Annotated in this window: 27 protein-coding genes; 10 read left to right on the top strand and 17 right to left on the bottom strand. The window is 38.7% G+C overall.

Annotated features, from left to right (window positions below):
- Nucleotides 1-49: 49 nt before the first annotated feature.
- The 3 genes from QNM16_RS14480 to QNM16_RS14470 all read right to left on the bottom strand — a co-directional run bounded on the left by QNM16_RS14480 (nucleotide 50) and on the right by QNM16_RS14470 (nucleotide 2,812).
- Nucleotides 50-802, bottom strand: a complete 753-nt coding sequence (locus QNM16_RS14480; RefSeq protein ID WP_284021148.1) for a hypothetical protein — start codon at nucleotides 800-802, stop codon at nucleotides 50-52.
- A gap of 285 nt (nucleotides 803-1,087) precedes the next feature.
- Nucleotides 1,088-1,327: a hypothetical protein gene (locus QNM16_RS14475; protein ID WP_284021147.1), complete on the bottom strand. Its 240-nt coding sequence runs from the start codon at nucleotides 1,325-1,327 to the stop codon at nucleotides 1,088-1,090.
- 153 nt (nucleotides 1,328-1,480) lie between these two features.
- A complete protein-coding gene (locus QNM16_RS14470) occupies nucleotides 1,481-2,812 on the bottom strand; it encodes a M43 family zinc metalloprotease (protein ID WP_284021146.1) in 1,332 nt (443 codons plus the stop codon).
- A 407-nt stretch (nucleotides 2,813-3,219) separates the two neighbouring features.
- Here QNM16_RS14470 and QNM16_RS14465 point away from each other — a divergent pair, with 407 nt between their 5' ends.
- Together QNM16_RS14465 and QNM16_RS14460 are read left to right on the top strand one after the other, a co-directional pair.
- Nucleotides 3,220-3,534, top strand: coding sequence for a hypothetical protein (locus QNM16_RS14465; protein WP_284021145.1), 315 nt, complete (start codon nucleotides 3,220-3,222; stop codon nucleotides 3,532-3,534).
- 269 nt (nucleotides 3,535-3,803) lie between these two features.
- Nucleotides 3,804-4,214, top strand: a complete 411-nt coding sequence (locus tag QNM16_RS14460) for a hypothetical protein (protein WP_284021144.1) — start codon at nucleotides 3,804-3,806, stop codon at nucleotides 4,212-4,214.
- Between the two features lie 61 nt (nucleotides 4,215-4,275).
- Here the strand turns inward: QNM16_RS14460 and QNM16_RS14455 are convergent, their stop codons facing one another.
- Nucleotides 4,276-4,722 carry a DUF1353 domain-containing protein gene (locus QNM16_RS14455; RefSeq protein WP_284021143.1) on the bottom strand — a complete coding sequence of 149 codons (447 nt, stop codon included), beginning with the start codon at nucleotides 4,720-4,722 and terminating at the stop codon, nucleotides 4,276-4,278.
- A 728-nt stretch (nucleotides 4,723-5,450) separates the two neighbouring features.
- On the opposite strand from QNM16_RS14455, the gene QNM16_RS14450 reads away from it, so the two are divergent.
- Entirely contained in the window at nucleotides 5,451-5,708 is a 258-nt protein-coding gene (locus tag QNM16_RS14450) for a hypothetical protein (protein WP_284021142.1), read from the top strand.
- Nucleotides 5,709-5,876: 168 nt separating this feature from the next.
- Nucleotides 5,877-7,532, top strand: coding sequence for an alpha/beta hydrolase (locus tag QNM16_RS14445; protein WP_284021141.1), 1,656 nt, complete (start codon nucleotides 5,877-5,879; stop codon nucleotides 7,530-7,532).
- Between the two features lie 42 nt (nucleotides 7,533-7,574).
- On the opposite strand, the gene QNM16_RS14440 is transcribed toward QNM16_RS14445, so the two are convergent.
- The gene (locus tag QNM16_RS14440; protein ID WP_284021140.1) at nucleotides 7,575-7,757 is read right to left on the bottom strand and encodes a hypothetical protein; all 183 of its coding nucleotides are present in this window, start codon (nucleotides 7,755-7,757) and stop codon (nucleotides 7,575-7,577) included.
- Nucleotides 7,758-7,945: 188 nt separating this feature from the next.
- On the opposite strand from QNM16_RS14440, the gene QNM16_RS14435 reads away from it, so the two are divergent.
- On the top strand, nucleotides 7,946-9,367 hold the full coding sequence (locus QNM16_RS14435; protein ID WP_284021139.1) for a PQQ-dependent sugar dehydrogenase: 1,422 nt from the start codon (nucleotides 7,946-7,948) through the stop codon (nucleotides 9,365-9,367).
- 76 nt (nucleotides 9,368-9,443) lie between these two features.
- On the opposite strand, the gene QNM16_RS14430 is transcribed toward QNM16_RS14435, so the two are convergent.
- Both QNM16_RS14430 and QNM16_RS14425 read right to left on the bottom strand, forming a co-directional pair.
- Nucleotides 9,444-11,297: a methyl-accepting chemotaxis protein gene (locus QNM16_RS14430; RefSeq protein WP_284021138.1), complete on the bottom strand. Its 1,854-nt coding sequence runs from the start codon at nucleotides 11,295-11,297 to the stop codon at nucleotides 9,444-9,446.
- A 137-nt stretch (nucleotides 11,298-11,434) separates the two neighbouring features.
- Complete coding sequence (locus tag QNM16_RS14425) at nucleotides 11,435-11,914, bottom strand: MaoC/PaaZ C-terminal domain-containing protein (protein WP_284021137.1); 480 nt, start codon at nucleotides 11,912-11,914, stop codon at nucleotides 11,435-11,437.
- Between the two features lie 511 nt (nucleotides 11,915-12,425).
- On the opposite strand from QNM16_RS14425, the gene QNM16_RS14420 reads away from it, so the two are divergent.
- Nucleotides 12,426-13,130 carry a hypothetical protein gene (locus tag QNM16_RS14420; RefSeq protein WP_284021136.1) on the top strand — a complete coding sequence of 235 codons (705 nt, stop codon included), beginning with the start codon at nucleotides 12,426-12,428 and terminating at the stop codon, nucleotides 13,128-13,130.
- Between the two features lie 50 nt (nucleotides 13,131-13,180).
- On the opposite strand, the gene QNM16_RS14415 is transcribed toward QNM16_RS14420, so the two are convergent.
- A complete protein-coding gene (locus QNM16_RS14415) occupies nucleotides 13,181-14,014 on the bottom strand; it encodes a mechanosensitive ion channel family protein (RefSeq protein ID WP_284021135.1) in 834 nt (277 codons plus the stop codon).
- Between the two features lie 402 nt (nucleotides 14,015-14,416).
- Here QNM16_RS14415 and QNM16_RS14410 point away from each other — a divergent pair, with 402 nt between their 5' ends.
- Nucleotides 14,417-16,471, top strand: a complete 2,055-nt coding sequence (locus QNM16_RS14410) for a cytochrome c (RefSeq protein WP_284021134.1) — start codon at nucleotides 14,417-14,419, stop codon at nucleotides 16,469-16,471.
- Nucleotides 16,472-16,513: 42 nt separating this feature from the next.
- Here the strand turns inward: QNM16_RS14410 and QNM16_RS14405 are convergent, their stop codons facing one another.
- Nucleotides 16,514-17,317 carry an AraC family transcriptional regulator gene (locus QNM16_RS14405; RefSeq protein ID WP_284021133.1) on the bottom strand — a complete coding sequence of 268 codons (804 nt, stop codon included), beginning with the start codon at nucleotides 17,315-17,317 and terminating at the stop codon, nucleotides 16,514-16,516.
- Between the two features lie 141 nt (nucleotides 17,318-17,458).
- Here QNM16_RS14405 and QNM16_RS14400 point away from each other — a divergent pair, with 141 nt between their 5' ends.
- Nucleotides 17,459-18,217, top strand: a complete 759-nt coding sequence (locus QNM16_RS14400; protein ID WP_284021132.1) for an HAD family hydrolase — start codon at nucleotides 17,459-17,461, stop codon at nucleotides 18,215-18,217.
- A 237-nt stretch (nucleotides 18,218-18,454) separates the two neighbouring features.
- Nucleotides 18,455-18,913 carry a hypothetical protein gene (locus tag QNM16_RS14395; RefSeq protein ID WP_284021131.1) on the top strand — a complete coding sequence of 153 codons (459 nt, stop codon included), beginning with the start codon at nucleotides 18,455-18,457 and terminating at the stop codon, nucleotides 18,911-18,913.
- A 54-nt stretch (nucleotides 18,914-18,967) separates the two neighbouring features.
- On the opposite strand, the gene QNM16_RS14390 is transcribed toward QNM16_RS14395, so the two are convergent.
- The 8 genes from QNM16_RS14390 to QNM16_RS14355 all read right to left on the bottom strand — a co-directional run bounded on the left by QNM16_RS14390 (nucleotide 18,968) and on the right by QNM16_RS14355 (nucleotide 25,842).
- Complete coding sequence (locus QNM16_RS14390; RefSeq protein WP_417709943.1) at nucleotides 18,968-19,828, bottom strand: trypsin-like serine protease; 861 nt, start codon at nucleotides 19,826-19,828, stop codon at nucleotides 18,968-18,970.
- Between the two features lie 188 nt (nucleotides 19,829-20,016).
- Nucleotides 20,017-21,306: a hypothetical protein gene (locus QNM16_RS14385; protein WP_284021129.1), complete on the bottom strand. Its 1,290-nt coding sequence runs from the start codon at nucleotides 21,304-21,306 to the stop codon at nucleotides 20,017-20,019.
- Nucleotides 21,307-21,816: 510 nt separating this feature from the next.
- Nucleotides 21,817-22,149, bottom strand: a complete 333-nt coding sequence (locus QNM16_RS14380) for a hypothetical protein (protein ID WP_284021128.1) — start codon at nucleotides 22,147-22,149, stop codon at nucleotides 21,817-21,819.
- A 637-nt stretch (nucleotides 22,150-22,786) separates the two neighbouring features.
- Nucleotides 22,787-22,939 (bottom strand): hypothetical protein, encoded by a 153-nt coding sequence (locus tag QNM16_RS14375; RefSeq protein ID WP_284021127.1) that lies wholly within the window; start codon nucleotides 22,937-22,939, stop codon nucleotides 22,787-22,789.
- A 527-nt stretch (nucleotides 22,940-23,466) separates the two neighbouring features.
- Nucleotides 23,467-23,928, bottom strand: coding sequence for a hypothetical protein (locus QNM16_RS14370; protein ID WP_284021126.1), 462 nt, complete (start codon nucleotides 23,926-23,928; stop codon nucleotides 23,467-23,469).
- Entirely contained in the window at nucleotides 23,925-24,221 is a 297-nt protein-coding gene (locus tag QNM16_RS14365; RefSeq protein WP_284021125.1) for a hypothetical protein, read from the bottom strand. Before QNM16_RS14365 ends, QNM16_RS14370 begins: the two co-directional genes overlap by 4 nt.
- A gap of 410 nt (nucleotides 24,222-24,631) precedes the next feature.
- Nucleotides 24,632-25,426, bottom strand: a complete 795-nt coding sequence (locus QNM16_RS14360; protein ID WP_284021124.1) for a siderophore-interacting protein — start codon at nucleotides 25,424-25,426, stop codon at nucleotides 24,632-24,634.
- Between the two features lie 272 nt (nucleotides 25,427-25,698).
- Complete coding sequence (locus QNM16_RS14355; RefSeq protein WP_284021123.1) at nucleotides 25,699-25,842, bottom strand: hypothetical protein; 144 nt, start codon at nucleotides 25,840-25,842, stop codon at nucleotides 25,699-25,701.
- Between the two features lie 223 nt (nucleotides 25,843-26,065).
- On the opposite strand from QNM16_RS14355, the gene QNM16_RS14350 reads away from it, so the two are divergent.
- Nucleotides 26,066-26,791, top strand: a complete 726-nt coding sequence (locus QNM16_RS14350) for a TetR/AcrR family transcriptional regulator (RefSeq protein ID WP_284021122.1) — start codon at nucleotides 26,066-26,068, stop codon at nucleotides 26,789-26,791.
- Nucleotides 26,792-26,802 lie beyond the last annotated feature (11 nt).

The following is a 26,802-nucleotide window of genomic DNA, read 5'->3' as shown; positions in this document are numbered from 1 at the left end:
AAGTTATGCCAGCATTAAAAATTTTATTTTTACAAAGATATTTATAGCCTCAATCAATGCGAATGATCTTTCTCTCAATGCGCTTATGCTTGAGTGGGAGCCAAGATTGATAGACAAATTCATAATAGGTAAGTTGATCGGCTTTATCCAATTCATGACTCACATACTGTAAACCTGAGCTATGATATGCTCTGTCACTGTGGGGAGCATCCCAAGCGGCTGCTACCATAACATCGAACTCATTATTCGTGTCATCTTCAACTCCAAGTATCCTTTTCATATCAAGCGTCGAATATTTACTTCCTGTAGAAACTTGTTCATGTTTAAATAGCTTTACTCTGTTGGTATTGTGCTCTAACACTTTTGATTTATCAGCATCTAAGTGCGTACTATCCAATTCCCCCAAGCGAATAGTCTCAAAGTCTCGTATAATTTGAGCCTGAAGTAACTGAAATATATCTGTTATGGCGGCCTCATTACCTCTCGTAACGTCTCTCAAAACGCTTAGTAACCTCTCATCAGGTAAGCTATTTTGAGATATATGAATACCATAATCAGGGTCGTTAAAAACAATAAACTCGAAGCTGTCACAACTTTTAATGGCTGAAAAATTAATATCAAAAGTAGGGTAGATACTCGCGGCTAAAAACTCTTCAAAGCCTTTCATAAATGTAAGTTGGAAATCGCCAGACTCTAATGTATTAACAGCGACTATGTAATTAGACTGCACAAAAAAGTTTTTTTCACTCAAATTATTAGCTGACTGACTCTTGTAGTAAATACTGTATTGACCGTTATACATTATAGCAACTTACCTTCTGTGCTCAGCTTTTGTAACCACCCATAAACACGAATTTACCAATGCAATACTGCGATATAAGAGAGGTATCTTACCTGTATTTATACTAAGGATTGAATACTAAAAGCAGATAGATGAATATTTGTAATTTTTGTTTAGTTATTAATCTAAATCCTAATACCTATAATGTAAACATAAAATTTACAAGATAGGCACAGTACTTAGATCAGAAGAGAAAATAGGTAAGAAGTACTTTAGACTCAGAGTGTGAGTTTAAAGGTATGCTTTTTAATTTAACATTGCAAAACGCATGTTATACACACCATCCGTAACCTCTTCTATTTCAATAGAAGCTGAATGGCGATATAAATTAAGCTGGGTTAATAACCTTGTGCGGTCTTCTTCGGAAGCAACATTCTCATCAAGAAGTAAAGTCGCATTAATGAAGTGCTTTTTCGATCCATCTGAATCGCGAGTCACTGTCTCTCGATCATCGTGTTTTATTTGGTCTATCAGTTTATATTCCATAGCACATCTTTGTTGTAAGTTATCAAACGATGATAACTATATAAAAGTCCCTCTATTCCAACTATTACAAAGTATTACACGAGAGTTCAGATTAGTCTACCGTTCAAAGACTCTGCGTAGACTAATCTTATAAACCTCAAAAACAACCTTGTTCTAGTTAGGATTCTGATTGTTAAGGTAAAGCGCTTGCAGCGGACCCGTTTTAAACCATGCTTCCATAACTTGAGATTGGCTTATAGAAAACATTTTCTGATCTTTATCATCCGTTTCAGCATTCATAAAGTTCATAATCAAATCACTATTTTTACACTGTGTCGTCGGTTGACCATCACAGGTCAAATGACGATGGGTGTTTTCATCTGTAGGTACTCCATGTGTATGACCAATCAAACCAAACAAATGACCTAGTTCATGTGTTAACGTTTTCCCTTCGTCAAACCTAGGTTCACGAGGTGGAATGACACCGAACACCGAATCCGCTACGACAACACCTATTAGTCGATCTTCTACAAACCCTGGAATATTCGCCCTGCCAAGTAAGCCTAACGTTCCTTGAAAATCTCTCGCATATCCAACCCATACATTAATATATTGCTCATTAGGCCAAGCATCAATGCCTCCTTTTTCCGCTTTCGCATACGCGTTATCAAGCGTAATGATGCTTAGCGCTGCTGTTTTTCGATTAATCCCTGAGTGAGGGTTGCCGTCTGGGTCATGGTTGGCTAAATAGAGTTGTATACCAGTATCGGCAATATACGGCACAAATTGATCTTCAATTGACTCAAGATCCTCGGTATTTAAGGCTCTAAAGTGTCGGTTTGTCGCCTCAATTTGAGAATGTATTTGCTCATCACTAATCTGTACATACTCATTTTCTATCACATGAACAACAACGGGTAAGCGTATAAGCTCAATACCTTCTGCAGGCGCAGGAAAATGGCTACTGAACTTTACATCTATATTACAATCAGCATTTATAGAATCTGTCGTGTATTGTTGTTCGCTTAGAGTACCACCACAACCAGTCACCGACTCTATGAAATGGTCGCTATCGGGGTTAATATTAATCTCTGCACTTTCACCATATGACAATTGATAACTGGGGCTATCTACCCAACCACCAAGTGATGTCGTTACATTGACTGTATATTGATAGGCCTTAAACTTAACTTCAATCGTACAATTTTTTTCAGGGTTGCTAACTGTAAATTTATCACCCTCCATATTACCATCACAGCCAGAAACGCTCTCCAATTCATGACCTTGATCTACACCAATTAAAAAAGTTTTTTCTGAATTTTCAGCCAACTCGAACGAATCAGGTGTTATTGTGCCTCCTTCGCTCAAAGAAGTCGAAATCATAAAACTTTTTTGCTCTGGCAGAGTTGTGTTTGGGGCTTCAGGGGATTCTGAGTCACTAGACCCTCCACACCCCCATAATAAAACAGTCGTTATTCCTATCAGATAAGTTCTTATATGAGGCATCAAGATTTTCCTTAAATTAAAATGCTACTGACTACATTAACTAAAGTTAATGATGTGCTCCAGCTTAAACTTGTTATTTATTGTTACAAAAAAACACAATAATGTTAACATTAAAAACACTTTACATATCACTTTTTAAGGGGCTATTTCTATTTGATGATTGTCAGTTTCTTAAAAACTGCACCCATTCACTCTATTAACAATTTAGAGTTATCATTCAAAAAGACACTCTCTTTTTTCATGAAAAATAAGCATAAGCTCAAACTCTCCTATATTGGTCTAGCTATTATAGAGCCATCTCCCAAAATCATACGGGAATAAAAAAACTTGAAAACATATTAAATGAGAATAAAATACCCAACCAATAGAGCTTAAACTCTATTAATAAAATAAGTAATTAAGGATGAATGATGAAAAAATTAATTTCCACCCTAGTAGCGCTATGTGCTCTCAATGTGTCAGCAAATACTGATGAATTAAACGTTAAGTTAATGTCTAATAAAATAAAAATTGTCGCGTTTGGTAAAAGCGGATGGGATGCTCGATGGAGAGAACCAACATGTAGCATCACTAAATCAGATAAAGACGAATATGGACGAGCATACCTAACCAGTCATTATGATATGTGCACATGTCAAAACAGCATACAAGCTAGGTACTTAGTGGAAGATACACAGGCAAACCCAAAGGATGAACTGGTAATTTGCTATATCAATAACTAGTAATTATCGCTTAGACCAAGACCCAACCTTGGTCTATTTAAAATCCCCACCTGTTACTTCTGAGAAACCTAGCCTAAATTATCAACACCTAGTGAACGCTAGCTATGTTACAAAAAGGGAAAGTATAGAAATACTTAATTCGGCATTTATAATTTTGTATTCCAGTTAACCAATAAAAATGACATAAAAATTACAAGAATAAATGCATCAATGTTATAGTGTCACAAAATATCCCCCTAAAATCATATTTTTTATTCATAGGTAGTTCAATGTCACTATTTCAGCTAGAAACATACATCAAACACAGTAAATTTGTCGCCTTAGCCGCTATTTTAATCAGTATTATCGCCTGGTCAGTCGAGCTGACTGGCATTGTGTATGTTTGTCCATATTGTCGAGCACAACGCACAGTTATTGGTATTTTAGGCTTACTTTTAATACTTCCTACAGCTTCGCATTGGATTTCTAAATACATTGCACTTGTTATTGGTTTTTTTGGTGCTGTTGTCGCTGCAAATCAGCACTTCATGGGGTGGAAATCAATCTCAGCAGGAAAATTTAACTTTCATGAACACATAGCAATGGACCCATTTTTATTATCTGGTTTCGCAATGACCGGCATTATCGGTCTAATATTTTTGAACTTAAAGCAGACCAAAACGCAGCAGAAACCTGCTTAACCAGTACCTAAGTATCCAGTGCGTGGTAGCAAATCTATTCCTTATGCTACCACGTTGCAACTTACAAGCCATATACACTGGGGCTTCTACCATCTTCACGGATTCTGGCTTCAAGCTCTTGTTTATAAGCAAGATCATCAGCATTATTGCGCCAATAACTCGCTCCAAATTTTTCGACTGCAAACTTCATCATTAAAGCAGTAAAAGTACGGACACCTGACTCGCACAACATTGAATAAAACAAATTATCGGCATCCGCTCTGTCAACTTCATGAGTATGATAAAGCCAATCATGTACTAATGCAGCCTGCATATATCTAGGGTTAAAAGGCGTACCTACCAAATAATAAGCAGCCTTAGGAATGCTTGCCCCATCGTATTGAAAAAACCGAGGTACCCAACGAATACTTCCATTTATCTCGTAAGAGAAATCCTCAACCAACTCATAGGCATTTTTTAATTTGTTTGAATGTGAATTTAAGACAGGTTTGATATTTAGTGTACCCATATAGACTGTTCCTATTTTCTATCATAGGAATACTATAGAAGTACGAGATGTCAGCATTGTGGCTAGAAAGAAAAATTGCACTGAATTAGGTTTGATTGAAAAGAAAAACTATGGCAACCCCTAAAAGGAGTTGCCATAGTGGCTAAGTGACGCTATCCCTTGTTATTTTTATTAGATGGGACACAAGCTACTTTGTTACAAGAAAGCTCGCTCAATAGGGGTTATATTTTTTATTGTTGTTCCCCTAAAGTCGTTTTAACTTAAGCCTCAACGGGGACCTATATTAGGTATTAAGGGTGTGTCATGTCAATGTTAAATCCGCTTTAAATTCAGTTAAACAGGATATTATTAATTTATTTATTGCCTCCTAAATTTTTCGTAAATAATTTCTACTATCGTACCAACTTGTTTAGCTTTGGAAGACACAGAGGCCAAAATAAAAGGTTGTAAATGAGTAAGATTGATGGCTAAAAAACAAACTTCAACAAACCACATATACCAGTGTGTATATCTGAATATAGATACAACAGTACAGAGCCATTTTGGTGCACAGCCTCTTCATTTTCACAGTATCAACACTTTTTGATTCAGGTGATAGAATCAGACAACTCGAATTAGACCCTTGTAGCTATTCAAATGCTCGTTTACACAATTTGCAAATAGCGCCTTCAGGTAACTTCGCAGATGGGAGCGATACACCACTTCCATATTCATTGAGGCTAGAATGAGTGATGCAAAACTCTGTCAGGGGGTTTGTAGATATTATCCTTCCACATACTTCATCTGTCATGCCATTAAAATTGGCCAGTGGCACAGATTCAACTCAACCAAGAGTTTTCGTTGATGTTAATGTGACCAACAAACAAAAAGCTTTAATCAACTATACAATTGAAGCCGGCCACTCGCTGAAAGACCTCTCGACAGGACTCTTTCATAACACCGATGGACCGAATACGTTTGAACTAGATACAATGAATCATCCATGAGAAGTACCTTGCCTCAAAGTAAAAGAGCTTAGTGTGCTTGAAACGGTCGGTTTAAAACTAAATAAATTTTACCAAATCGTTATTTTTACAAAAAATAAACATTTTATATGTGTGAAGTGTGATTTTTAGCCAGTTGGTAAATCACGTAAATCATCAAAAAGGATCCACATGTATAAGATAAAATTAGCACTATTCGGTTTAGCTGCTCTGAGTAACTCGCACTATTCACTTGCAGAGACTAATAAATCAGAGTTCAACCGCTACGTTAACTTTAATTGGGGCGACTGCCCCTCAACGTTTAAAACACCAGACAATCGTAACCTCTGTTCTTTCGCAAAAGTGCCTGTTAACTGGGACAAGCCAGACAGTGAGCAGATAGATATCATGGTCTCAAAGTACCCAGCCAAAAGTACAGATCCAAAAGGCCAAATTTGGTTTTTACAAGGAGGACCAGGTTATTCTGCCAGCTTTTACGCCACGCACTACAACACAACGCTTGCACAGTACACACAAGATTATGATTTATATATTTTAGAACATCGCGGCGTTGGCTGGTCAACACATTTATCTTGCCCTAACCAATTTCAAGGAGATTATTTACAGTATCAAAGAGCATGTTATAACGAACTCTATAACCAGTGGGGAGACAATTTATTTAATTTTAACACCACTGGAGCCGCTCACGATTTAGCTTACGCCATAGATAAAAGCAGAGCGACAAACTGGCTACCAACATATGTTTATGGCGCGTCATACGGCACACTTTGGGCGCAACGTTTTACCCAAGTAGCCCCTCAGGGAGCACAGGCAATAGTGTTGGACTCAATTGTCCCTTCAAAAGGATTTAGCTTAGATTTATGGGATGAAAATGCGAACTATATCTTCAGTGGACTTGCTCAATATTGTGATAATGATCCACTTTGTCGCAGTAAGCTCGGCACCGACTCCGAAAATGCGATAAAACAATTATTAAACAAGGTGTATTCACACTCTCATTGTAGTGCAGCAAAGTTTAACCGAGACTCATTGCAAGCGCTCTCAACGTTACTCATGATGCGCTCGGTGGAAGGCGCATTAATGCCAACATATTATAGATTGGCACGCTGTAATCAAGATGATGTCATCGCACTAAATAACTTACATCAATACATTTTTGAAGGAGTTGGGCGCAAGCTAATGGCCATTGAGCCTGACCATCCGCTTAATTTTTCTCAAGTACTTTCCAGCCTCATAGTGCACAATGAAATTAGCGATGAGCCAAGAACCCTTTCAGAGAGACTTGAATATTGCCAAGACGCGGTTGCATGTATACCCAAGAACCTGCTCTTTAGCCGCTATATCCAAAAAGATGTATGGGGCAATAAATACAGCAATCAATTTGTGTATGCTGATGTTCAACATTATATACCCACATTAGTCTTAAATGGCGATTTGGACTTGCAGACACCTCATAGCTATGCACATGAGTTTAAACGCACTTTTACTAACATAAACCAACGATATATTGAATTTCCCGAGACGCCACACGCAGTGATCTTTGAGTCTCCAGCAAATACGGCTAGTGGTAATAACTGTGGCGTCGACGTGATGCAAAGCTTTTTAAATAATATTTGGCAGCAGCCAAATACAGATTGTATTGCTAAACTCGAGGGGCTGAACTTCAATCTCTCAACGATCGAGAGCCAAGTTTTATTTGGCACTGATAATGCTTACGACGGCAGCGCAACGCCTATGTCCTTAGAATCTCTAGAAAGCTTAAAAGCTCAAAACCCAGTGCAATTTGACAAGCATAGAGATACTTTTATGCGCCTCGCTTATTTTTAAGTAAACAACAAAAAAGACGCCAAAATGGCGTCTTCATATATGTTAGCAGCGTCGTGAGCCGCAAGCCCGACATGTCTCTGTCGCGACACACCCTTTATTTGTTCTATCACAATCGATGTCTGTATAGTAATAGCGACCACCCACAATTTTTGGTGTATTTTGCTGCATCAATGTATTTAACTGGCTCAGCTGTTTAAAGTTTCTTTTTAGTAATTTGAGTTTCATTATTAACTTTCCTTTTAGTTTGTTTTTTAGCCAAAACAACCGTATCAAAATATTCATAATGTAACAACATAGGCGTAGCTCTGTTATTTAACGTTACAAAATCGTCACTCACTCATCGAATAAAGCGTTCTATATTTTTGCTAACCATTTATACTCATTAGCTGTAAGTAAAATACGTGCGTATAACAATGAAAACGATAAACTATTTAGCAAGTATCCTTGTCGTAGCGAACACGACAACTGCAGCTGTATCAGCAAATGAAAAAGTCGAAGATGTCTATAAGAGCAATTGCGCATCGTGCCATGGAGCGCAATTGCAAGGGGCCATGGCAAGCTCATTATTGGATGCCAATTGGATAACCGATGGCTCTGATGATGCATTGACTAACGCCATAAAAAGCGGCCTAGTAGATCGCGGTATGCCCGCATTTGGACACGCTCTATCAGAAGAAACCATTCGTACACTCGTCGTTTATATCAGAGAAACGAGTTACAATGCTGATACGGCAAAAATCCAAACTCCTACGTTAAGCAAACAATTCAAAACTGCGCTTCATGATGTCAATACCCGAGAAGTTCTGTCTGCTAGCGGCATTATTTGGGCAATGGATTTTCTACCAGATGGCAGTTTATTGTATACCCTAAGAGAGGGTGAACTATGGCATCTAAACCCCAAAGGCAAGCGTACGAAGATCAAGGAAACGCCTGAAGTATGGCACCGAGGACAAGGTGGTTTATTAGATGTTTTACCAGATCCAGATTACCTAAAAAATGGTTGGATTTATTTGTCATATAGCAAAAAGACAGGGAAAAATGAGGCAAATAGGGACATTGGCATCACAGCCATTGTGCGTGGAAAAATTAAGAATGGCCAATGGACAGAGCAACAAACCTTGTTTGAAGCACCCAAGCAAACACATAAAAACCGTGGCTGGCACTTTGGCTCGCGTTTTGCCATTGATGGAAACTATTTATACTTTACCAATGGTGATGAGGGACACCAGGATGATGCACAAAACCTAAAAACACAAAATGGTAAAATCCACCGAATATATAAAGATGGACGCATCCCCAAAGATAACCCTTTTTATAATCAAAAAGACAGCTTAAAAACCATTTGGACGTACGGTAATCGTAACCCTCAAGGCCTAGTCATTCATCCTACGACAAACCAGGTTTGGTCTACAGAACACGGACCAAGGGGGGGGGATGAGCTGAATCTTATCAATAAGGGCGTCAACTACGGATGGCCAAAAGTCACTTTTGGCATGAATTACGATGGTTCACCAATCACGCCTCACACCGATTTACCTGGTATGCAACTACCAGTGCACCAATGGACACCTTCCATCGCTGTCGCCGGTATGAATTTTTATACTGGTAAGCAATTCAAAAACTGGGAAGGCGATCTCTTTGTAGGCAGCCTTGCCAAAAAACAACTTCACCGTCTGAGAATAAAAAACAACCGTGTTGTGGATGATGAAATCATATTAAAAGGACTTGGTCGCATAAGAGACGTGGTAACAGCCCCCACAGGAGAGCTGTACATCACGATCAACGACCGAAAAAGTAACCAAAGTAAAATCGTCGCTCTCAGTGCCGTAAAATAACATTATTGGGTAGTGAATAAACAACTTCACTACCCAATAATTTGATTTAGAAGTCACAAACTCAACTTACAATGCTTCACTTTAACCCGCGTAAAGGCATTGGTTGGTGAGATAATTTAAAAAATGAAGCTGATGTTCGTAGTCTTTCTGATAAAGCGACAATGCCCTTAACTGAACTGGACAAATCATTACTCGCTTGCGTTGAACGTTTAGATGCCGTATCAACCGCCTCGACAGTTTGATTAATTTGACTTAACCCTACTTCTTGCTGCTTTGATATTTCCATTATATTTTGCACCAAGTGCGATGTTTTATTTGCCGCAGGAATAATGGTTTCAAGTTGCGCCCCGGCATTTTCAGCTAAACTCACGCTCTCACCCGCTCTTTTACCAATTCTTTCCGATGCACTTTGGCAGCGCTCTGAGAGCTTGCGCACCTCACTAGCTACCACAGCAAACCCTTTACCATGAATACCTGCTCGAGACGCTTCAATGGTTGCATTTAACGCCAACAAATTTGTTTGATAGGCAATCTCGTCAATAATTTTTACCTGCTCAGCAATGCTTTTCATGGCTTCAATGGTTGTCTTGACCTTTTTTCCACCTTCATTTGCCTCTTGCGCAGTGTTAATTGCGACTTGCTCAGTTGCCAATGCATAGTCACTATTTGATTTAATCGAGTCGCTTATCGAACCAACTGCAAGCTTGGTGTCTGTCACACTGCGCTCCTGTGAAGCTGCAGTTTTCTCCATCTCTTTTGCCGTGTTAATAACTAAAGATGAAAATCGCTCTAATGCACTTGCACTTTGCTTAACCTCATAAATAACAAGAGTAAATTGCTGTGCCATGCCCTTTAAAGCGCGCATAAGATTGGCAATTTCACTTTGCCCCGTGACTTTTCTTTTAAAAAATAAATTGCCCTTGGCCAATCTATTGGCAATTTCTACCGCCTCATTTATGGGCTTTGTGATAGAACGAGAGATAATGAATGCCAATAAAATAGCAATAAGCAAACTGAAAACACTGACCGAGATCACAAACTGCTGTGACACTCTATTGTCTTTTTGCAGCACAGGTCCCATCGCATCTTGTTGATCCTTAATACTCAACTTTAGCGATTCAATCTTGTATGCAGCTTGCTGGCCAATCACATCTAATTTTTCACGTTTGAGCTGGTTACGTGTAAATATCACGTCGACTAACTCACTAAATTGATTCATATATCTAGGGGCAAGACGCCTAACATTTGCAAAGTGTCGACGTCGTGTTTCATTTTGGAGCTGCTCATCTAACTTTTCCAAGTTAACAATAAATGCCTTGTACTCCTTGTTGACTTCATCAACATCTTCACTGTCATTAGTATCTAAAAACTTGATGACATGAAGCCTCACTAAAAGTAGATTTCTCAATGCTAAAGATGCATAAAACGCCGCTTCCATATCACTGTCTTCGCGAGCACTGATTAAAATTTTTGATAAGTCCTGTTCCATCAAAGGCCCCATTTTATTAAGGCTTTCATGAACAATCTCATTGCGTTGTGCAATTTTATCTTCCACTTTCTGAAAGGTATTGGCGTATTGGTTCGCCAAATTTTCAACATCAATAAAGGTTTGGATTTGCTCTTTACTGATGGCATCTTTGTGTGCACTCACTAGCAATTCATTGAGTGTAGACATTCTGGAGCGCTCTTCTTGGAGCGCAATATGACTGCCGGTATTGATATAATGCAGTGCGGCAATTCGTAATGTCAGTAAGTTGGCTTGCACTCTTCCCGCATTATTGGTGTTTCTTGCTAAGGAGCGATACTCTCTAAACCCGTCAGCTGCAGTATTCAGAGCCTGAACAGACACTAAAACTGCACAGCTAAACAAAAGCAACAACACACTAAACCCAAACCCTAAACGACTTGATATTTTTAGCTGCGCAAACATAGCTACCTTCCGGTATATCCATACCTTTGATATACGATTCTAAAAATATAATACAACAGCCACACATTGCTGGATTTTATTGCTTAAAGCGCATTAATATACTTACTTTTCTTTTAAGACATGCGATCTAAATTGAATTAGCACGCAGTGTTCAGTGCAGCCTGTCTGGTAGATTTAACTTCAGTACAAATCTCCTCCCTAGGAGCACGGACCGTTGCAATGCCAAACACAACTTCTTCCTTTTTTTGGTTGCTGCACTGGCAATCGATGATCAATGACCCATATTGCAAATCTTTGTCAATCACTGTCACTTTTGTAGTAATTACATCTCCAACCACAACAGGTAGAGCAAACTTTAACTCTTGTGAGAGATAAACAGCATCAGGGCCAATAAGCTGAGAGCTAATTACTGCAGTGATCTGCGCAGTTGTCCAAGTTCCCTGTAAAATAGCCCCTCGCAAAGCCATATTATTAGTGTACTCTTTTGCCAAATTATCTAGACTTTCTCTTTCAGAGAAAGTACTTAAACTTTGAATATCACTCAAATTCACCTGACGAATACCTGTTGCACTTCGACCTATTTCAATGTCTTCAAAAACAACGTTCTCTAGTTTCATTTTTCACCTTATCACCTTGACGTAATTATCAATATAAGCCTCTGATGCAGCGACCCTTCCAGCCTTAATAATTTCAGAGCTTTAAAGATTCCCCCTTAGCGTTGAAGCGCAGAATATAATCATGCTCACAAGATTATTTTCCGATACTGACTAATTTGTTGCTCACCCAGTGAACATATCACTATGACGCCACTATTCAGTACATTTGGGAGTTCTAGTACCAGCCAACCGCTTCCACACCAAAATTGATCGTCTAACTCCTATTTAGCTAATAGCTCCGTGCTTTATTTGGTTGTTCATGAGTATAAAAGCGAGACTTTTCACAAATAAGTCAATTTTAAAATGCTAAGTAACTGGCAAATAAATGTGCAGTTTTGTGAATGTAAAATTAACGGTAGGCCATTGAATAATAAAAATAATAATAAACCTTCCAGCTTTACCGTTATCACTTTACATAGAAGCGAGAAACAGTATGATGCGTTCCGATTAAAACAATATTATAAGGATGGAAATGAAATTACTTGCCTTAGTAGTATCAAGTGCTCTAATTTCAACAGCAACATTTGCTAGCGATACGTTTAATTTTGATTACGTTGGTGCAGGCTATGCCAAATTCAAGCTTGAAGATGCCGATAGCAGTTTAAATGGATTTACAGTAGAAGCGAGCAAGCAGCTTAACGAAAATTGGGCTGTTTCTACTCAATATATGGATACATCCCATAATGAGAGACGCTCGAGTGTAGATGAGTATTATGATGCCACTGTAAGATCAGATTCAGAAGAGAAATTTGACATTGCTCAATGGCAACTGAGCGCGGCTTATCTCATTCCTCTAGAACAAAATACACTGTTAGAATTTGTGGGCACTATTGGCCGAATGACTTTTGACTATGACCATTTTTATGAACAAACAATTGTTCAAAATAAAACGTCTAACAGTCAGTCTTCTCTATATGGAGAGCCTTGGCATTACGAAGACAGAGACCACACTAGCACACTAGGCTTCGAAGCATATTACCACGTTGCGCTTTTAGATAATTTTAAAGCCAGCGCAGGTCTTGGTTATCAACACATTAAAGATGCCGACGAAAAAAATGAGCTTGTCTACCAATTTGAATTGGCTTATGACATTACTAATGACTTTACTATCAGCGCAACTTACCGAAACGTAGATGTATACGAGAATCACTTTGTGACTGTTAGATACAACTTTTAAACACAAAGCTTAGTGGGAGCAGCGCGTTCCCACTACATCAAATGTTCACTCTAGACACTTTTATCAATAATATGGACATCTCTTTGTGGGAAAGGAATAGATACGTTCGCACCATCCAACGCCGGTTTGATAGCTCGATTCGTAGCAAAATAAACATCCCAATAAACATCTGTTTTACACCACACCCAAACAGCTAAATCGATAGAGTTATCACCGTAACCAACGACACCAACAAACGGTGCCGGGTCTTGCAATATACGGTCATCATTTTGAGCCATTTCTAATAAAGCGCGTTCAGCTTCGTCAACGCTGTTGTTGTAGCTAATCCCCACTGAGAGATCTACACGGCGAATAGGCTCATGAGTAACATTATTAATTTGCTCACCGGCCAAAGGGCCATTTGGTAATATAATTCGGCGGTTGTCTAACGTTGTTAAGAAAGTACAGAACACATCAATTGCTTCAACCACGCCTTCTTCACCTTGCGCGACAATGTAATCGCCGACTTTAAACGGTTTGAAAATCAAGATCAGCACGCCGCCGGCAAAGTTTGACAGACTACCTTGCAATGCAAGACCCACAGCAAGTCCAGCAGCACCTAATATGGCAATGAAAGAGGTTGTTTTCACGCCTAACATTGAAATGACGGATATGAATAAGCAAGCTTTGAGTAAAACAGTCGCTACACTACTGAGCCACTTTCTCAGTGAAATGTTAAAATCCCGCTTCTCAAGCAAATAATCAATGGCGCTGCCAACGAGAGAGATTAACCATAAGCCTACAATTAGCGTAACAATGGCCAGTGCGAGTTTGGGCGCAAAGCTCACGACATGCTCAATCACCAAATCCATGACCTTTTGCAGATCAATCGAAGATGTGTCCATAAAAACCTCATTAATTAAACCTAAAGAACTAAGCTTAGTTAAAAAAATGAAATTAATTATGAATTTTTATTGCTAAAATACCTTTACCAGACCTGCTTACAAACAAATGTATAATATAATCAATGTACTGCTGTATTTATTTCAATAAATTACGTGAATAACAACATAACCTATAAGTAAAAAACTCTTTTTTCGTACCACACAAGTTTGTAGAGTACACATTGGCATGAATCAATAAGACTTATAGTGCTTTGATTTAACGCTACAAATAAAATACCAAACCTTCCTCTTTAAAATCACAACAGTCTCATTTTTACGTCTCGCTTGTAATCACCTGTAATTTCCCATGTTACAGAGCTGTGCAAAAATATTAACAATACTTAACTACCGTCAGAGAAAAATATGTCCAATCAATACCCAATTGTACTTGGCTGGCTGCTAAGGAGATGGCCTTGGGTCCTATCTACGCTCATTATCCTTGCCATTGCTGTAATCGCTTTTCGCACCCTGTCTGCGTTAAATGAACTAAAATATGCCCTTACTCCCCCTAAATTACCACAATACAAGCACCTCGATACTCAATTTATCAATCAAACGGGTTGGCCAAGCACCGATACCTATAACCATCAGTGGCCATATCATGCATCACAAGGGACAGCGACACTACCAATTCCCTATGAGTGGCTAGTCGCGCTAGAAGCGCCGAAAAACACACCTTGGTTTATTTTATTTAGCGAAGAGAAAGCTTTTCTTACTGAATACATATACCGGTTGGGTTTTATAAACTTAAACGATACAACACAAACAGACCCTACTAAATTACAACTTCCTTTAGGCTTGGCTAAAACCTCAAGCATTCCTATGCCTGGTCTAAACCGTAAGGCAACAGCTGTCGGCTTTACATGCACAGCTTGCCACACCGGACAGTTTACTTATAAAAACACTCGATATGTGGTTGATGGCGGCCCTGCTATGACGGATTTGGGGTTACTTACTAAATCTTTAGGTGCAGCCATAGGTCAAACTGTGTTATCAAGCAAGCTTGCGCCCTTTGATGGTCGTTTCGAGCGCTTCGCTGAAAAAGTACTGGGAAGTAATTACAATGTTGTCAGTAAAGCCAAACTCAAAGAAGCGCTCACAGAGACCGTTGCCAAGCTTGCTAAAGGGCAAGATACCATTAACGTCACAGAGGGCTTTACTCGCCTAGATGCGCTCAACCGCATAGGCAACAAGGTCTTTGCTGACAACATGGACCGACCTGAAAACTATAATCCAATAGAAGCACCGGTAAATTATCCGCACATATGGACCACATCTTGGTTTGACTGGGTTCAGTATGATGGCTCAATTATGCAACCACTGATTCGAAATGCAGGCGAAGCACTTGGGGTTGCGGCCTATGTAGACATGCAAATTCCTACTAACCAATTACAGCAGCCAGCCACGTTTGCAAGCTCTATCCCAATCGAGTCTCTTTATAATATTGAGCAGTGGTTGGCAGGTGAATATCCATTAAAGGATTACACACCCGGAGAGCTTGGTAAAATCAGTGGGCTAAAAGCCCCTAAATGGCCGGACAGCCTGCCTAGAATTGACAAAACATTAGCAGCCAAAGGTAAGCAACTATACACACAAAACTGCCAAAGTTGTCACTTGCCTCCGATGGATAGCCCTGATTTTTGGCAAGATCATTGGAAGGAAATCAGATATGAACAAGATGGTGAAGTGAAGCAAACTGAACTGAAATACCTAGAGCTAAAGCTCGTCAATTTGGCATACATTGGCACAGATCCAGCGCAAGCTGAAGTACTCCCTAATCGCACAGTCAATACCAAGCAACTTGGCCTTGATACTGGTCTATGTGTATACGTAGATGATCAGCAAAAAACCACAAACATGACTGAAGACTTGCAGTTTGTCACGGTACAAGACAGTGTAACAAATAACTTTGCCCTTGCACTTGGCGCGGTGGTTGAAGAAACCAATCAACAGTGGTTTAGACAAAATTACACAAGTGACGAATGGCTGCAGAAACTTAAGGGTGGCCGACCAAATTGCCTCAGACATAGCTTTGCTTACAAAGCACGACCGCTTAATGGAATATGGGCAACAGCGCCCTACCTTCACAATGGCTCCATTCCCAATCTTTATAGCTTGTTATCTGAACCGCGTGAAAGACCCACTTTTGTTGAGCTCGGCAGGCTCGAATTTGACCCAATCAATGTGGGCATTTCTCAGGGGAAAATTGTGAATGCGCTCAACCAGCAATCAGATCTACAGCCTGCAAATCAAACTGATGACTATCAAAATGGATATTTCATATTGGATACGCGCCAAGCGGGTAATCACAATAGCGGTCACGCCTTTACTGACGATAAAACGGTGGTAGGGAAAATAGGTAAAAAACTCAACCATGAAGAAAAAATGGCACTGATTGAATACTTAAAAACACTGTAATTAAAAAATGTGCATATCTATTGATATGCACAACTTCAAAGGCTAGCGCCGTACAATGCGTTTTCGCCATGCAAATTGCTTGCGAAACGCATTTGGCGTCATGCCTTCATGCTTTTTGTAACACTGGTTAAAGTAAGCACTACTGTTAAATCCACATCGATACGCAATCACACCGATAGGTAAAGCGGTTGTCGCTAGTAAATGCTTTGCGCGTTTCAACTTAAGTGTCAGACAATACTGTGAGTAACTAGTGCCCAAACTGCTTTTAAACAGTCTCTTGAGCGTAGCAACACTCAAGTTAACCTCCCCAGCTAACTCAGGTAGGCTAGGTAAACACGCAATACGGCTCTTCAACAAATCGAGTATCGGTGTCATTCTGGCGACATTTCTAGCAGATGCATTTACAGCTGCGCTCTTCATTACGTTTGCCTGCATCAATATGAACAACACTTCGCTTAGTAATGTCAGTCTCTTAAGCGCATTCGCCGTGTTCATATCAAGCATGTACTCTTTGACTTTGAGCGCGGTGTCCTTTGAGAACACACAACCTTGATCTAGTCCGCTAAGCCAAGCTTGTATGGCTTCAAATTCGCTGATATCAACCGAAAATAATGACTTTGGCCACAATACAACCACCACATCACCAACGGGTGCTTGCTGCTCTGCGTTATCCCAAGTATGCGGCTCTGTTGGTAAAATTAATGCCAAGTCAATAGACTCAAATGCATGCACATCATCCGCTAAAAATCGCTTTCCATTTGCCCCTAAAGTTAAAATTAGCTCATAGCAATCATGTTGATGCCATTCAAACAACAACGGGGTATTCTGAATATGCTTAACACTCACAGACTCGTTGACGGCAAAACGAACAGGTGCTGGTTTAATTTGATTAATAAGCTAAAACCTTAAATAAATGAGCTAATAACTAAATTAGTAGTGTGCGTTTTTGGCAAAGTAAACGCAACTTAAATAATAGGATGTAAAGTAATGAATGTCGTATTCGACCTGGATGGTACGTTAATTTTTCATGGTCAACCAATGCAAAGTGCAGTATCTGACGCACTGCAAAAAATTGAACAGCAAGGCGCGACTATATTTTTCGCAACTGCACGTCCCTTGAGGGATACGCTGCCAGTCATTGCAAAGCCATTTTGGGATCATCAGATAATAGGCTGTAATGGCGCCATGATAAGCAAAAATAGACAGGTCGTAGATGCTTTACACTTTGATAAAGATGAAATTGTTGAGGTCTTGGACTGGTTAGATAGAGAAAACATTGCATACCTTTACGATGGCCTTGAAGAGTATGCGATTTCCACCACGCCACATCACTTTCATCAGGACGTTAAAAAACTAGGTAGAGATCCTGTGTGTAATCAATCTGCTAGACAGCAGCCAATTGTGAAACTTTTAGTGCTTGAAGAACACCGACATGAAGAAGTCAAAGCGTTTCTCAGGACCGTTTTGAGTGATTATGACGTATATCACCACAATGGCTACCATAGCTTTGATGTGGTACCTAAAAACAGTAACAAGCTTAATGCGCTTTTACGAATTGGCCTAGATATGAATCACACGATTTGCATGGGTAATGACCAAAATGACATTGCCATGTTAGAGGCAGCCAAAAAAGCATATGTGGTTGGAGATTTAATCAGACTAGATCGTGACTTTGCACAGTTGAATAAAGATACACTGATCACACACCTCGATGAGATTGCTAAACTCGTTAGCTTATCTGCGTGATCCACAATGAATTGAGCGTGTGCCCACGCTCTCCTATCTGAGTGTAAATTTTGATGTTACTAACCATGCTAAACATCTAAGTGCAATGTAAGAAACGCTTTATTAAAATTCTACAAACATTCCAACTAGCTGCTCAAAACCAAACCCTTTACTGTGCATCGAAGGTGACTTTTTGAACAAAAGTAAACCTATCTAGTGGTACATACGTATTATCAAGAAATCTAGATAGGAGGTTGTATGAGCCACTATGTTATTAAAGGTCATGACTATGAAGCCTTTCGTGATACCCAAGACGAACTAGAATCACTACATGTTGATAACGAAGATGTCAGTGCAATTTGCGACGATAAACCCCACCCTTTACATGATTGTTTAACGAATCACGTAGTTCACCTTATGAAGTCAGAGCTGATGGTTCTGCTCACTATCATCACCGCAGCATATTGTGCTGTCGCATGGGTGCTGGTACCAACGACAGCCGCAATAATTGGAACGGTGATCCTTGGGATGTTTAGTCTTTGGGTGAGCGGTATGATTGGAACAGATTTAATCAGATATTACATGATGTGTAAGGACCTAACACGAGGCGAACACCACCCATTAGTATTGCATGTTGAAATTGATGATAGTCAACAAGAAGCGTTAAACAAAGTCATGCAAAATCACCCGCAAATGAACCTACAAAAACTTCTGTAACTATACTTATTTAATTATGTTGGCCTGCAAAGGCAGGCCAACATGTGCCGCTTGCTAAATCGCTCGTAACTCTTTTTCACTAAAAAGTATATCTTTGCATAGGCTTGGTAAATCGGATGGTCTTAACCCACCTGGAAGGTGTTTTAACTTATCAAGGCTTTTACCCAATTTAATTGAGTTCTCAGGATCGGTCATTACTCCATTTATCCATGGCATAAAATAAGAAACACGAGAATAGACCTCCAAACTGTTATACTTTTCTGAAGGCCCACCGCCATAGCGCGAGCTTAAGCCCATAACGTAATAATCATTTCCCTGCCTGAAATATGCAGGCCCACCACTGTCACCACCGCCAGAGATCCCCTCAAAAGGCAATGCTGTTTCTCCGTTATCAAATTTAAATGTTAAGATTGGCCCCTTTGCTTGCTCCACTCGGTTTTGTGCTTTTCTAAGCACACCTTTATTGTCATAATTATCTACCGTTATCCCTGCTATTCCATTACCTGTTCCACCGATCCCAATAAACCAAATATCTCGCCCAGCCTCATTTGTTTCTTGGTATAACTTCGCTGGCCTCACCTCATTAATTGACTCAGAAAGCTCAACTAAGGCAATATCATGACTCACACCTGGAGTGTGTTTAGGGTGTACATGTAGACGTTTAACTATCGCGCTGCCGTTTGTCGTTTTTATCTTGGTACCAGGTTCCAAACAAAATGTCGTATGCGCTGCGGTAACAACCCAATTTGGTTTAATTAGAGAGCCATGTGCACCGTCAATATAAAAAGTTATAAGTGCAGGGAAATCAGATGGTTTAGCTAAATATTCCTTGTCTTCGATATCATGACGAATAAGAATAGCGCTTGCATTATAACTAACAAAAGATAATAACAAAAATATATACTTCACAATCATCCTCATCAGACATATTAATTAAAGATTAGCGAAAAATCAGAAAGCCCCCAAGAATAAATAGCTCAAAAGCAATCCGAATAAAACATAATAACTCAGAAAAAAACTAAAGGTTTATAAATTTAACTTTCACAATAAGCTGTTCCTAAAAAAGAGCAGCTTATAATAAAATAACTTAAACAATCAATTACTTACTGTAAATAAAACTGCCCTTGAAAAGCCTGTTCTTGATCCGTTACAAAATAACCTTGCCAATCGGCAGCCTTTATTTCGTATACATCATCTTCAGCGCTCTTTATGGACAATACATCATTAGAGTGGACTCCACTTAAATATTTAACACCATAAAAAGACCAATCAGAAAATCCTTTACTCAATAATTTTGAATGAATAAACTTAGTACTACTAAAGTTTGCACGTTCCGATAATAATAAAGATTTAAAACCTTCATCATTCCATAAATATAAAACTTGACTACACCCAGTTAATAACGCAATCTCCCCCGCCTGGTTGTAAAATCTAGGTAACGAATTTCGGTATTTATCCACAAAATCTTGTGCCGCACTTTGTTCATCGTAACACGCTAGAGAAAACGCAAATTCCTGTTTATTAGGCACCCTACCTAACGCTAACCCAGATAACCTTAATTCCACTTCGTCTTCTGATATACGGAATGTGTCATAGTCAAGTAAGCTATACTTTTGTTCCAAAGAGGTGAGATATGAGCCAGACATAGCATGATTTTTCATGTTTATTTCATTACCATTTACTTCTAACATAGGTTTAGTTGCAGCTAATTCTATAAGGTTGCTCCATACAGTCGGTAGTAATTGCCTATGATATTGGCCTCCCACCAATCTATCTTGTTCAAAAAATAAAGCGGTATTCCGGCCTACTGTAACTAATCGCCATTTATCGTTAACTCGCCAATCGAAGCTAAATCTGCCCACCTGTTTTAACGCATCTTGATAAGAGACTCCCAATTTAAGGCCATAAATACTATTGCCGCTTATTTTTAAAGATGGTATTTTTTGCACTTGTATCGAAGTATCTAACTGAACTTCTTCTACTTTTATTTTTGAATAGTTAAAGTAGAAGCTAAGCTTATTACTTTCATTTTTTGCAATTGCCTGCCCTTCCTCACAACCAGTTACAGCAGATAAATGAAGGAAACCCGTAATTTCAGCACTGCGAGTTACCTTGCCTGCATTTATTTTTTCTTCATCTTGTTTAAATATAACTGATTCAACAATATAGCTGCTTCCTTCTGAAGCTTTTCTATATGCCTTATCCAGCAAAACTTTTTTTATTTCAGCAACAGCTTCTTCTTTTGAGTACTTTTTATCAAAATGAGCACTCTCTCTAAAGTGAACGTCTCTAATTCCAGGATCTTTTATACATTCACTGCCTCGAAAGTACACTTGATTGGCATTGGAAGTACAACTAATTGTCAGTAAAAAAAATAATATAGTGAATCGCATCCTTACCTCTTTATTTTTATAATTAAACCCACTATATGGAATAACACAAAAAATAAAGATATAAAAGAAAACAAAAAAAACAAAGTGTGAATATTAATAATTTAATTTAAAAAACAACAACAAAAAAAGAAAATAATATAATATAATATAATTTATATATCAAACAATACATCGCCAAATAAACCAAGGTTAACAACTAAAAAATAGATTGAGAGTTATTCACAATCAGTATCACAATACCTATTTAAAAAATTAGATAATCAATTAATTTTTATCCAGATTTTTTCATTTTTTCTGCTCATCTTCTGTGTCATCTGATTTACTATAGACAGTTACTTATACCTGACTTCAGATAATAGGAGATAAGCCAAATAAACAAGCTGTGCCACTTCTAGTGATATCAAGACTCTTGAATCAAACTCTCTGAGTCTTTTAATTCAATACCTTGTGGCTGACTTTACAACGTTAAATAGACGTAAGCTCAAATTCGGGCCACCTCTCAAAAGGCACTTAAAGGAACATTTCAATGTCACTGATGGTGTTGCGTACCTTACCCTCTAAAGCTGGCTTTATTTCGATCAAAGCAGTAAGGCTTTGAACTACGGTTTTTTTGTCTAGCTGCCCTGAAATACGAGCAAGGTGACCTAACCCTGTTATTGCGGCAGTTGCAACCCAGTGGTCATCATCATATATATACTTCAAATAGATGTTTTGAACCCATTTCCAATCTTCTAGCTCACATAAACCAAGAAGTAAAAGACATAGCTCTTCTCCTTTTGCCAAATTTAATTGAGTTTCAGTATATTCTTTAGAAGTAATTGTCACTCTTTGATGTTTACTCATTTTATCTTGCTTTTTTGTTTCTAAATCTGACTTTACGCGGTGTAGCTTGCATACTCTTGATCATGTTGACTGCCTGACGAGCATATTTCTACTTCGCCACAGCGTTGAGTTGAAACTCTCATTATAATTTAAGCAACGTAGCATCACGCTTTGCACTCCAGTCCCTCATAAACATGCATTTCTATGGTACTTTGCTTATGCTGCATGATGGCTTCATCCGGTGCGTTAATACTATGAATTCCATGCACCAATTTACCTTTACCGTTAACGTCTTTACCGGTCAGTGCCTGTATCTAGGGGTGCAAATCATAATATGACAGCCAAGAGAAATGATATTCTAGAGAAAACTGATAGCTAAATATTAAAAAAGCGGGGTCAAATTAGGGCTACGGGACATAGCACACTTCATATAGGGATAAAAATTTCATCACGATACAACGCCTCAAGGTATTTTTTAGTGTCTTATCAACATCAAAAAAACATACACGGAATATGTACTTGAAACGCTTGAAAAAAACAAAAGAGGCCCCGCTATTTGCCAAGGGCCCCACTAGTGCTAGACATTAATGTGATATTAACTCTCACATTTAGCATAAAAGGCCACGTCGTCCGGTGGAACAATTATGCGTCTTGCATTTTATCGCCATTTACAAAAATAAGGATGGCTTTGACAGTTGTCTGTATCAGGTTCCATCCAACCACCTACAACTTGGGCAGTGCGTTTTGCATCAAGTGCTTTATTGTCTTTAGATAGATTTTTTAGTTTATTTTTTTGTATCTGTAATTTCATGGTTAGTCCTTTGTTTTTTATAAATAATTGATACCAAGTTCCCCTAACTGGGAAATATTAACCTACAGCAAGTAAACCATGTTGTCAACTTGTGTCATTAAGTTGCAAAAAGTAAAGTGGTTGCGTTCAAGTTTTCACATTTACAGCTCATTCTTAATGAGTGAATTTGGTGTCTTCTGTGATGTTTTGCCGTACCTTATTTATGATTCCTGAATGCTATTTTGGTTTATTTTACCGCCTTGCTGAACCGTACAGATTCTTGAGTTGACTTGAACAGGTACCAACTTAGAGTCCGATATTGGGTTTTGTGGCTCGAAGCCAGACTCAACAACCTATGGGATTCGTTGTTAAAGGTGATCTCATATACCTTTTATATTAATGGTTTATGGTCAAAGGAAAAGCATCGGGGGCTTGTTTTCACCTTTAAAAAAACAGGTTATATTTCAGCATCACGTAACGTATCAATGCATCTTATGATATTCCAGCTTTTCCAACCTTCAATAGTCTAGGTGAGTATCAAATGCTTCTTATACTTTTATTAAAAATCCGCAAATGTCTTTTCTCGCGCAAACCAAACGGCCTTGACTATCAAACCCAAAGGCATATTCCAAAGCTACAATATCATCCGCATTAAAAAGAGGGTTTCCAAACTCTACAAATGAAAACTCAATACCACTTTCACACTTAGGTATCTCTTTATAGCTATATGTATTTTCTGAAAATAAGTCCCTTTCCCCAATTAATAAAGGTCCACCTGCATTTACACGCACGATAAGCCCTATATTACACCTATTCCATACTTCATACTGGACAGAGAGAGAATGGCCAAACTTATCTTTCAAGTGACCAACAACAAGTGTGTTAAAGGCGCGCTCAGTTAGTTCTTCCCATTCATCACTATCTTTATACAAACCAATATCAAATAAACTATTGGATATAGAGATTAAAAGTTTTTGAAAATTTAAAATTACATTTGAAACATCAATCATAGCTTTTCTAAAACCTCATCACTAAGCTTAATACCTGCTTCTATCAAATCACCGTTTGACCTGTCTTTTAACTCATAAGCATAGGTATTTCCAACTCTTTTCAGGCTGGTTTTTTCTAAGCCTCTTTGTTCTGACAATTCAAAATCTAGCACTTCAAATGTTACGTGCCCAATAGTTAATTCATAGGGGCAAACTCCTGCAAAACAGGTTAGCTCGAAGCCATTAACTTCAAGCGTTATTTCTTCTTCAATATCTGGATTTAATCCAAGATCTTTTGCGTTATATGTGATCATTATTCAACGGGTATTGTAACTTTGTCTTTCACATTACAATTTTGAGTTTTCCAGAAGTCTTTACCTCTTTTAGTATGTAGTATTGTTATTTTTCCTTGTCCATTCTTACCTACGAAAGCAATTTTAGCCCGATCTTTTCTATTGGTAACCATTAATTAAACAAACCTCGTGCTAGTTTCGCCTTTTATAGGCGTACTGCACTTTAGCTCCATCTTGCATAACGTTTCTAGCAATAGATAAATACTCGTCCATATTCCTAGTACCAAATTCAGATATTATAGTGGTAGTGAATTTACAAACGATGCTGATAGGACCTGCTTATTTATCTACTTTAGGGCCCGTAGCTACCATTGCCCATAACAAAATCAGCAATGACAAAGATGGCCCCTCAGAAATCAAACGTATTGGGATCAATTTGGTAAGTTTGAATCAGCTAGCTTTTCGGCTTTATGTTCTTCTTCAGTGCAATCTAATTTCCAGTAGCTACTGACATACATCCGCTCCTTTTCGAGCCCTTTTTCCTTTTTAAACCAACGGCGAAGCACCTTCATGGTGTCAAACTCACATGCACACCATACAAATACATCACCTTGCTGCCAGTCAATCTCTTTAACAGCGTCGAGTAAAGGGCTATTTTTACCCGGTGTGGAATTCACTCGCCAGATAACCTCAATACCGCTGGGCTTATTTAAATCTTGAATGTCTTCTGGGCTGGTCACTTCAATTACTGCACGCCCATGAGCACACGTAGGCAAGCTTTCTAAATAACAACTGATGGCTGGCAGCGCAGTCATATCTCCTACTAATAAAAACCAATCAGCACGGTGATCAACACCAATTGTTTTACCCGGCCCGCCTACAATGATTTCATCACCAAGCTGAGCAGTTTTAGCCCAGTCAGAAGCGGGGGCCATTGCGCCTTCTTTTTCATGCAGTGCAAAGTCAATCGTCAATTGCTGAGCCTGCTTATCAAATGCGCGTACTGTATAGGTTCGCATCATAATATTGTTGTTTGCCAACTGCGCGAAAGCGTCATCTTCGCGTAATACTCTGCCTTGTTTAGTAAAAAGTAATTTCACATATCCAGCTTCAAACCCTTCTGGAAAACTGGCTAAATCCTTACCAGTTAAAACAATACGTTTCATATTTGGTGTTAAAAATTCGCTTTTTAATACCTGTGCTTTTCGATAATTACCTACAGCCATAACTAAACTCTTTTATTCTTTGTTATTAATACGATTGGCGGTTTGAAATATTTAATTAAAGCACGCATAAAGTCACCCAAAGCAACAGACATCACCGGCAATAACCTTGGGATTATATTGTAAAGAGAAAAGGAGGATAAAAAACCGTTGAGACTAAAAAGCATACTTAACCAAGTTACTAGCTCAAAAGTATGCTTTGTAAAAGCCTTATTTGACTAGGCTATTTAATAATCGCTGAGAAAAGCGATTTTACACAGCGCTTAAAGCATCAATTAACGCTTTATTTCTGTATCAATTGTCGTAGTACACATCAGTCGCATTGGCGGCTTAGCACCACCAGCAACCATATCGGCTTGCTTAGGGTTTAAGTGAAGATCTTCACTTAGCTGTTTAAGGTTTTTTTTCTTCAAGTTCATTTTGCATATCTCCTTTATTTCATAAAAACCACCCTCAAACTAAACGTTCTCGAAAAGATCATCAAGTGCGCAGCTTAAAATTATGATTTTTTATTCTCAGTAAAACAGTTAGATAAAAATCTTTATAAAAACCTAGATTGACAAAGAAGATTACAAGCATAGAATAACCACATTCGAACGTCATTCGAATAAAAATCAAAACTGCTAATTTAGAGGTATTTGTATGGCTCCTGCGCCAAAATATGACCAACAAACTCAGCAAAAGATGATCTTGTCCGCCGCCGAGCAATGTATCAATGAATCATCAATTACTGACTTCACCATGGCAAAAATCGCGCGTATTGCCGGACTTTCTATGGGGTCTGTCTATAAATTCGTACAAAGTAAAGAAGACATCGTATTGGCCCTTGCCAATGAGTCTTTTATTCACCTCTCAAATATATTTAACCAAGTACTGGCACTCAAACTCACTGCCCCTGAAAAAATCATCGCCATTAGCTTAATATCACCTCAAAAGCTTCAGTTATTCGAGTTTGATTACGCACTTCAAACGTACGCCACCAATGAAGCTGTCATCAAAAAAGGTTCTAATTACTGGACCGGTAAAATTATTGAAGCCCAGTCTCGCTGTGAGTCTTCTTTTAAAGTGGCACTCGCCGAAGGTATTAATGCAGGAGAGCTTGAAGCTGTGCCAAACTTGTCTGAAGTCATAGAAGAAATCATCATCAGTGGCTGGGCGCTGACCGTCGGCTACGAGCAAGTACAGCGTGTACAACAAACAAAACAAATTATAGAAGGAACTGATTCTTTGCTTGCCTCATTACCACTTAATCACCCAATAATCAGAAGCTCTGTGCGTCTACTTAATAGCTACCCGTGGAAGCAGCCACTTACTGACGCTTCGCTTAATCACATTGAACAACAGTTGATAACGCTTAATCTGCGTTAATCACAAATAGG

The organism is Pseudoalteromonas umbrosa, from assembly GCF_030125375.1.
In the GTDB taxonomy this organism is placed as follows: domain Bacteria; phylum Pseudomonadota; class Gammaproteobacteria; order Enterobacterales; family Alteromonadaceae; genus Pseudoalteromonas; species Pseudoalteromonas umbrosa.
The sequence above is the reverse complement of the archived record's forward strand: the minus strand, read 5'-3'. Positions and strand labels throughout refer to the sequence as shown.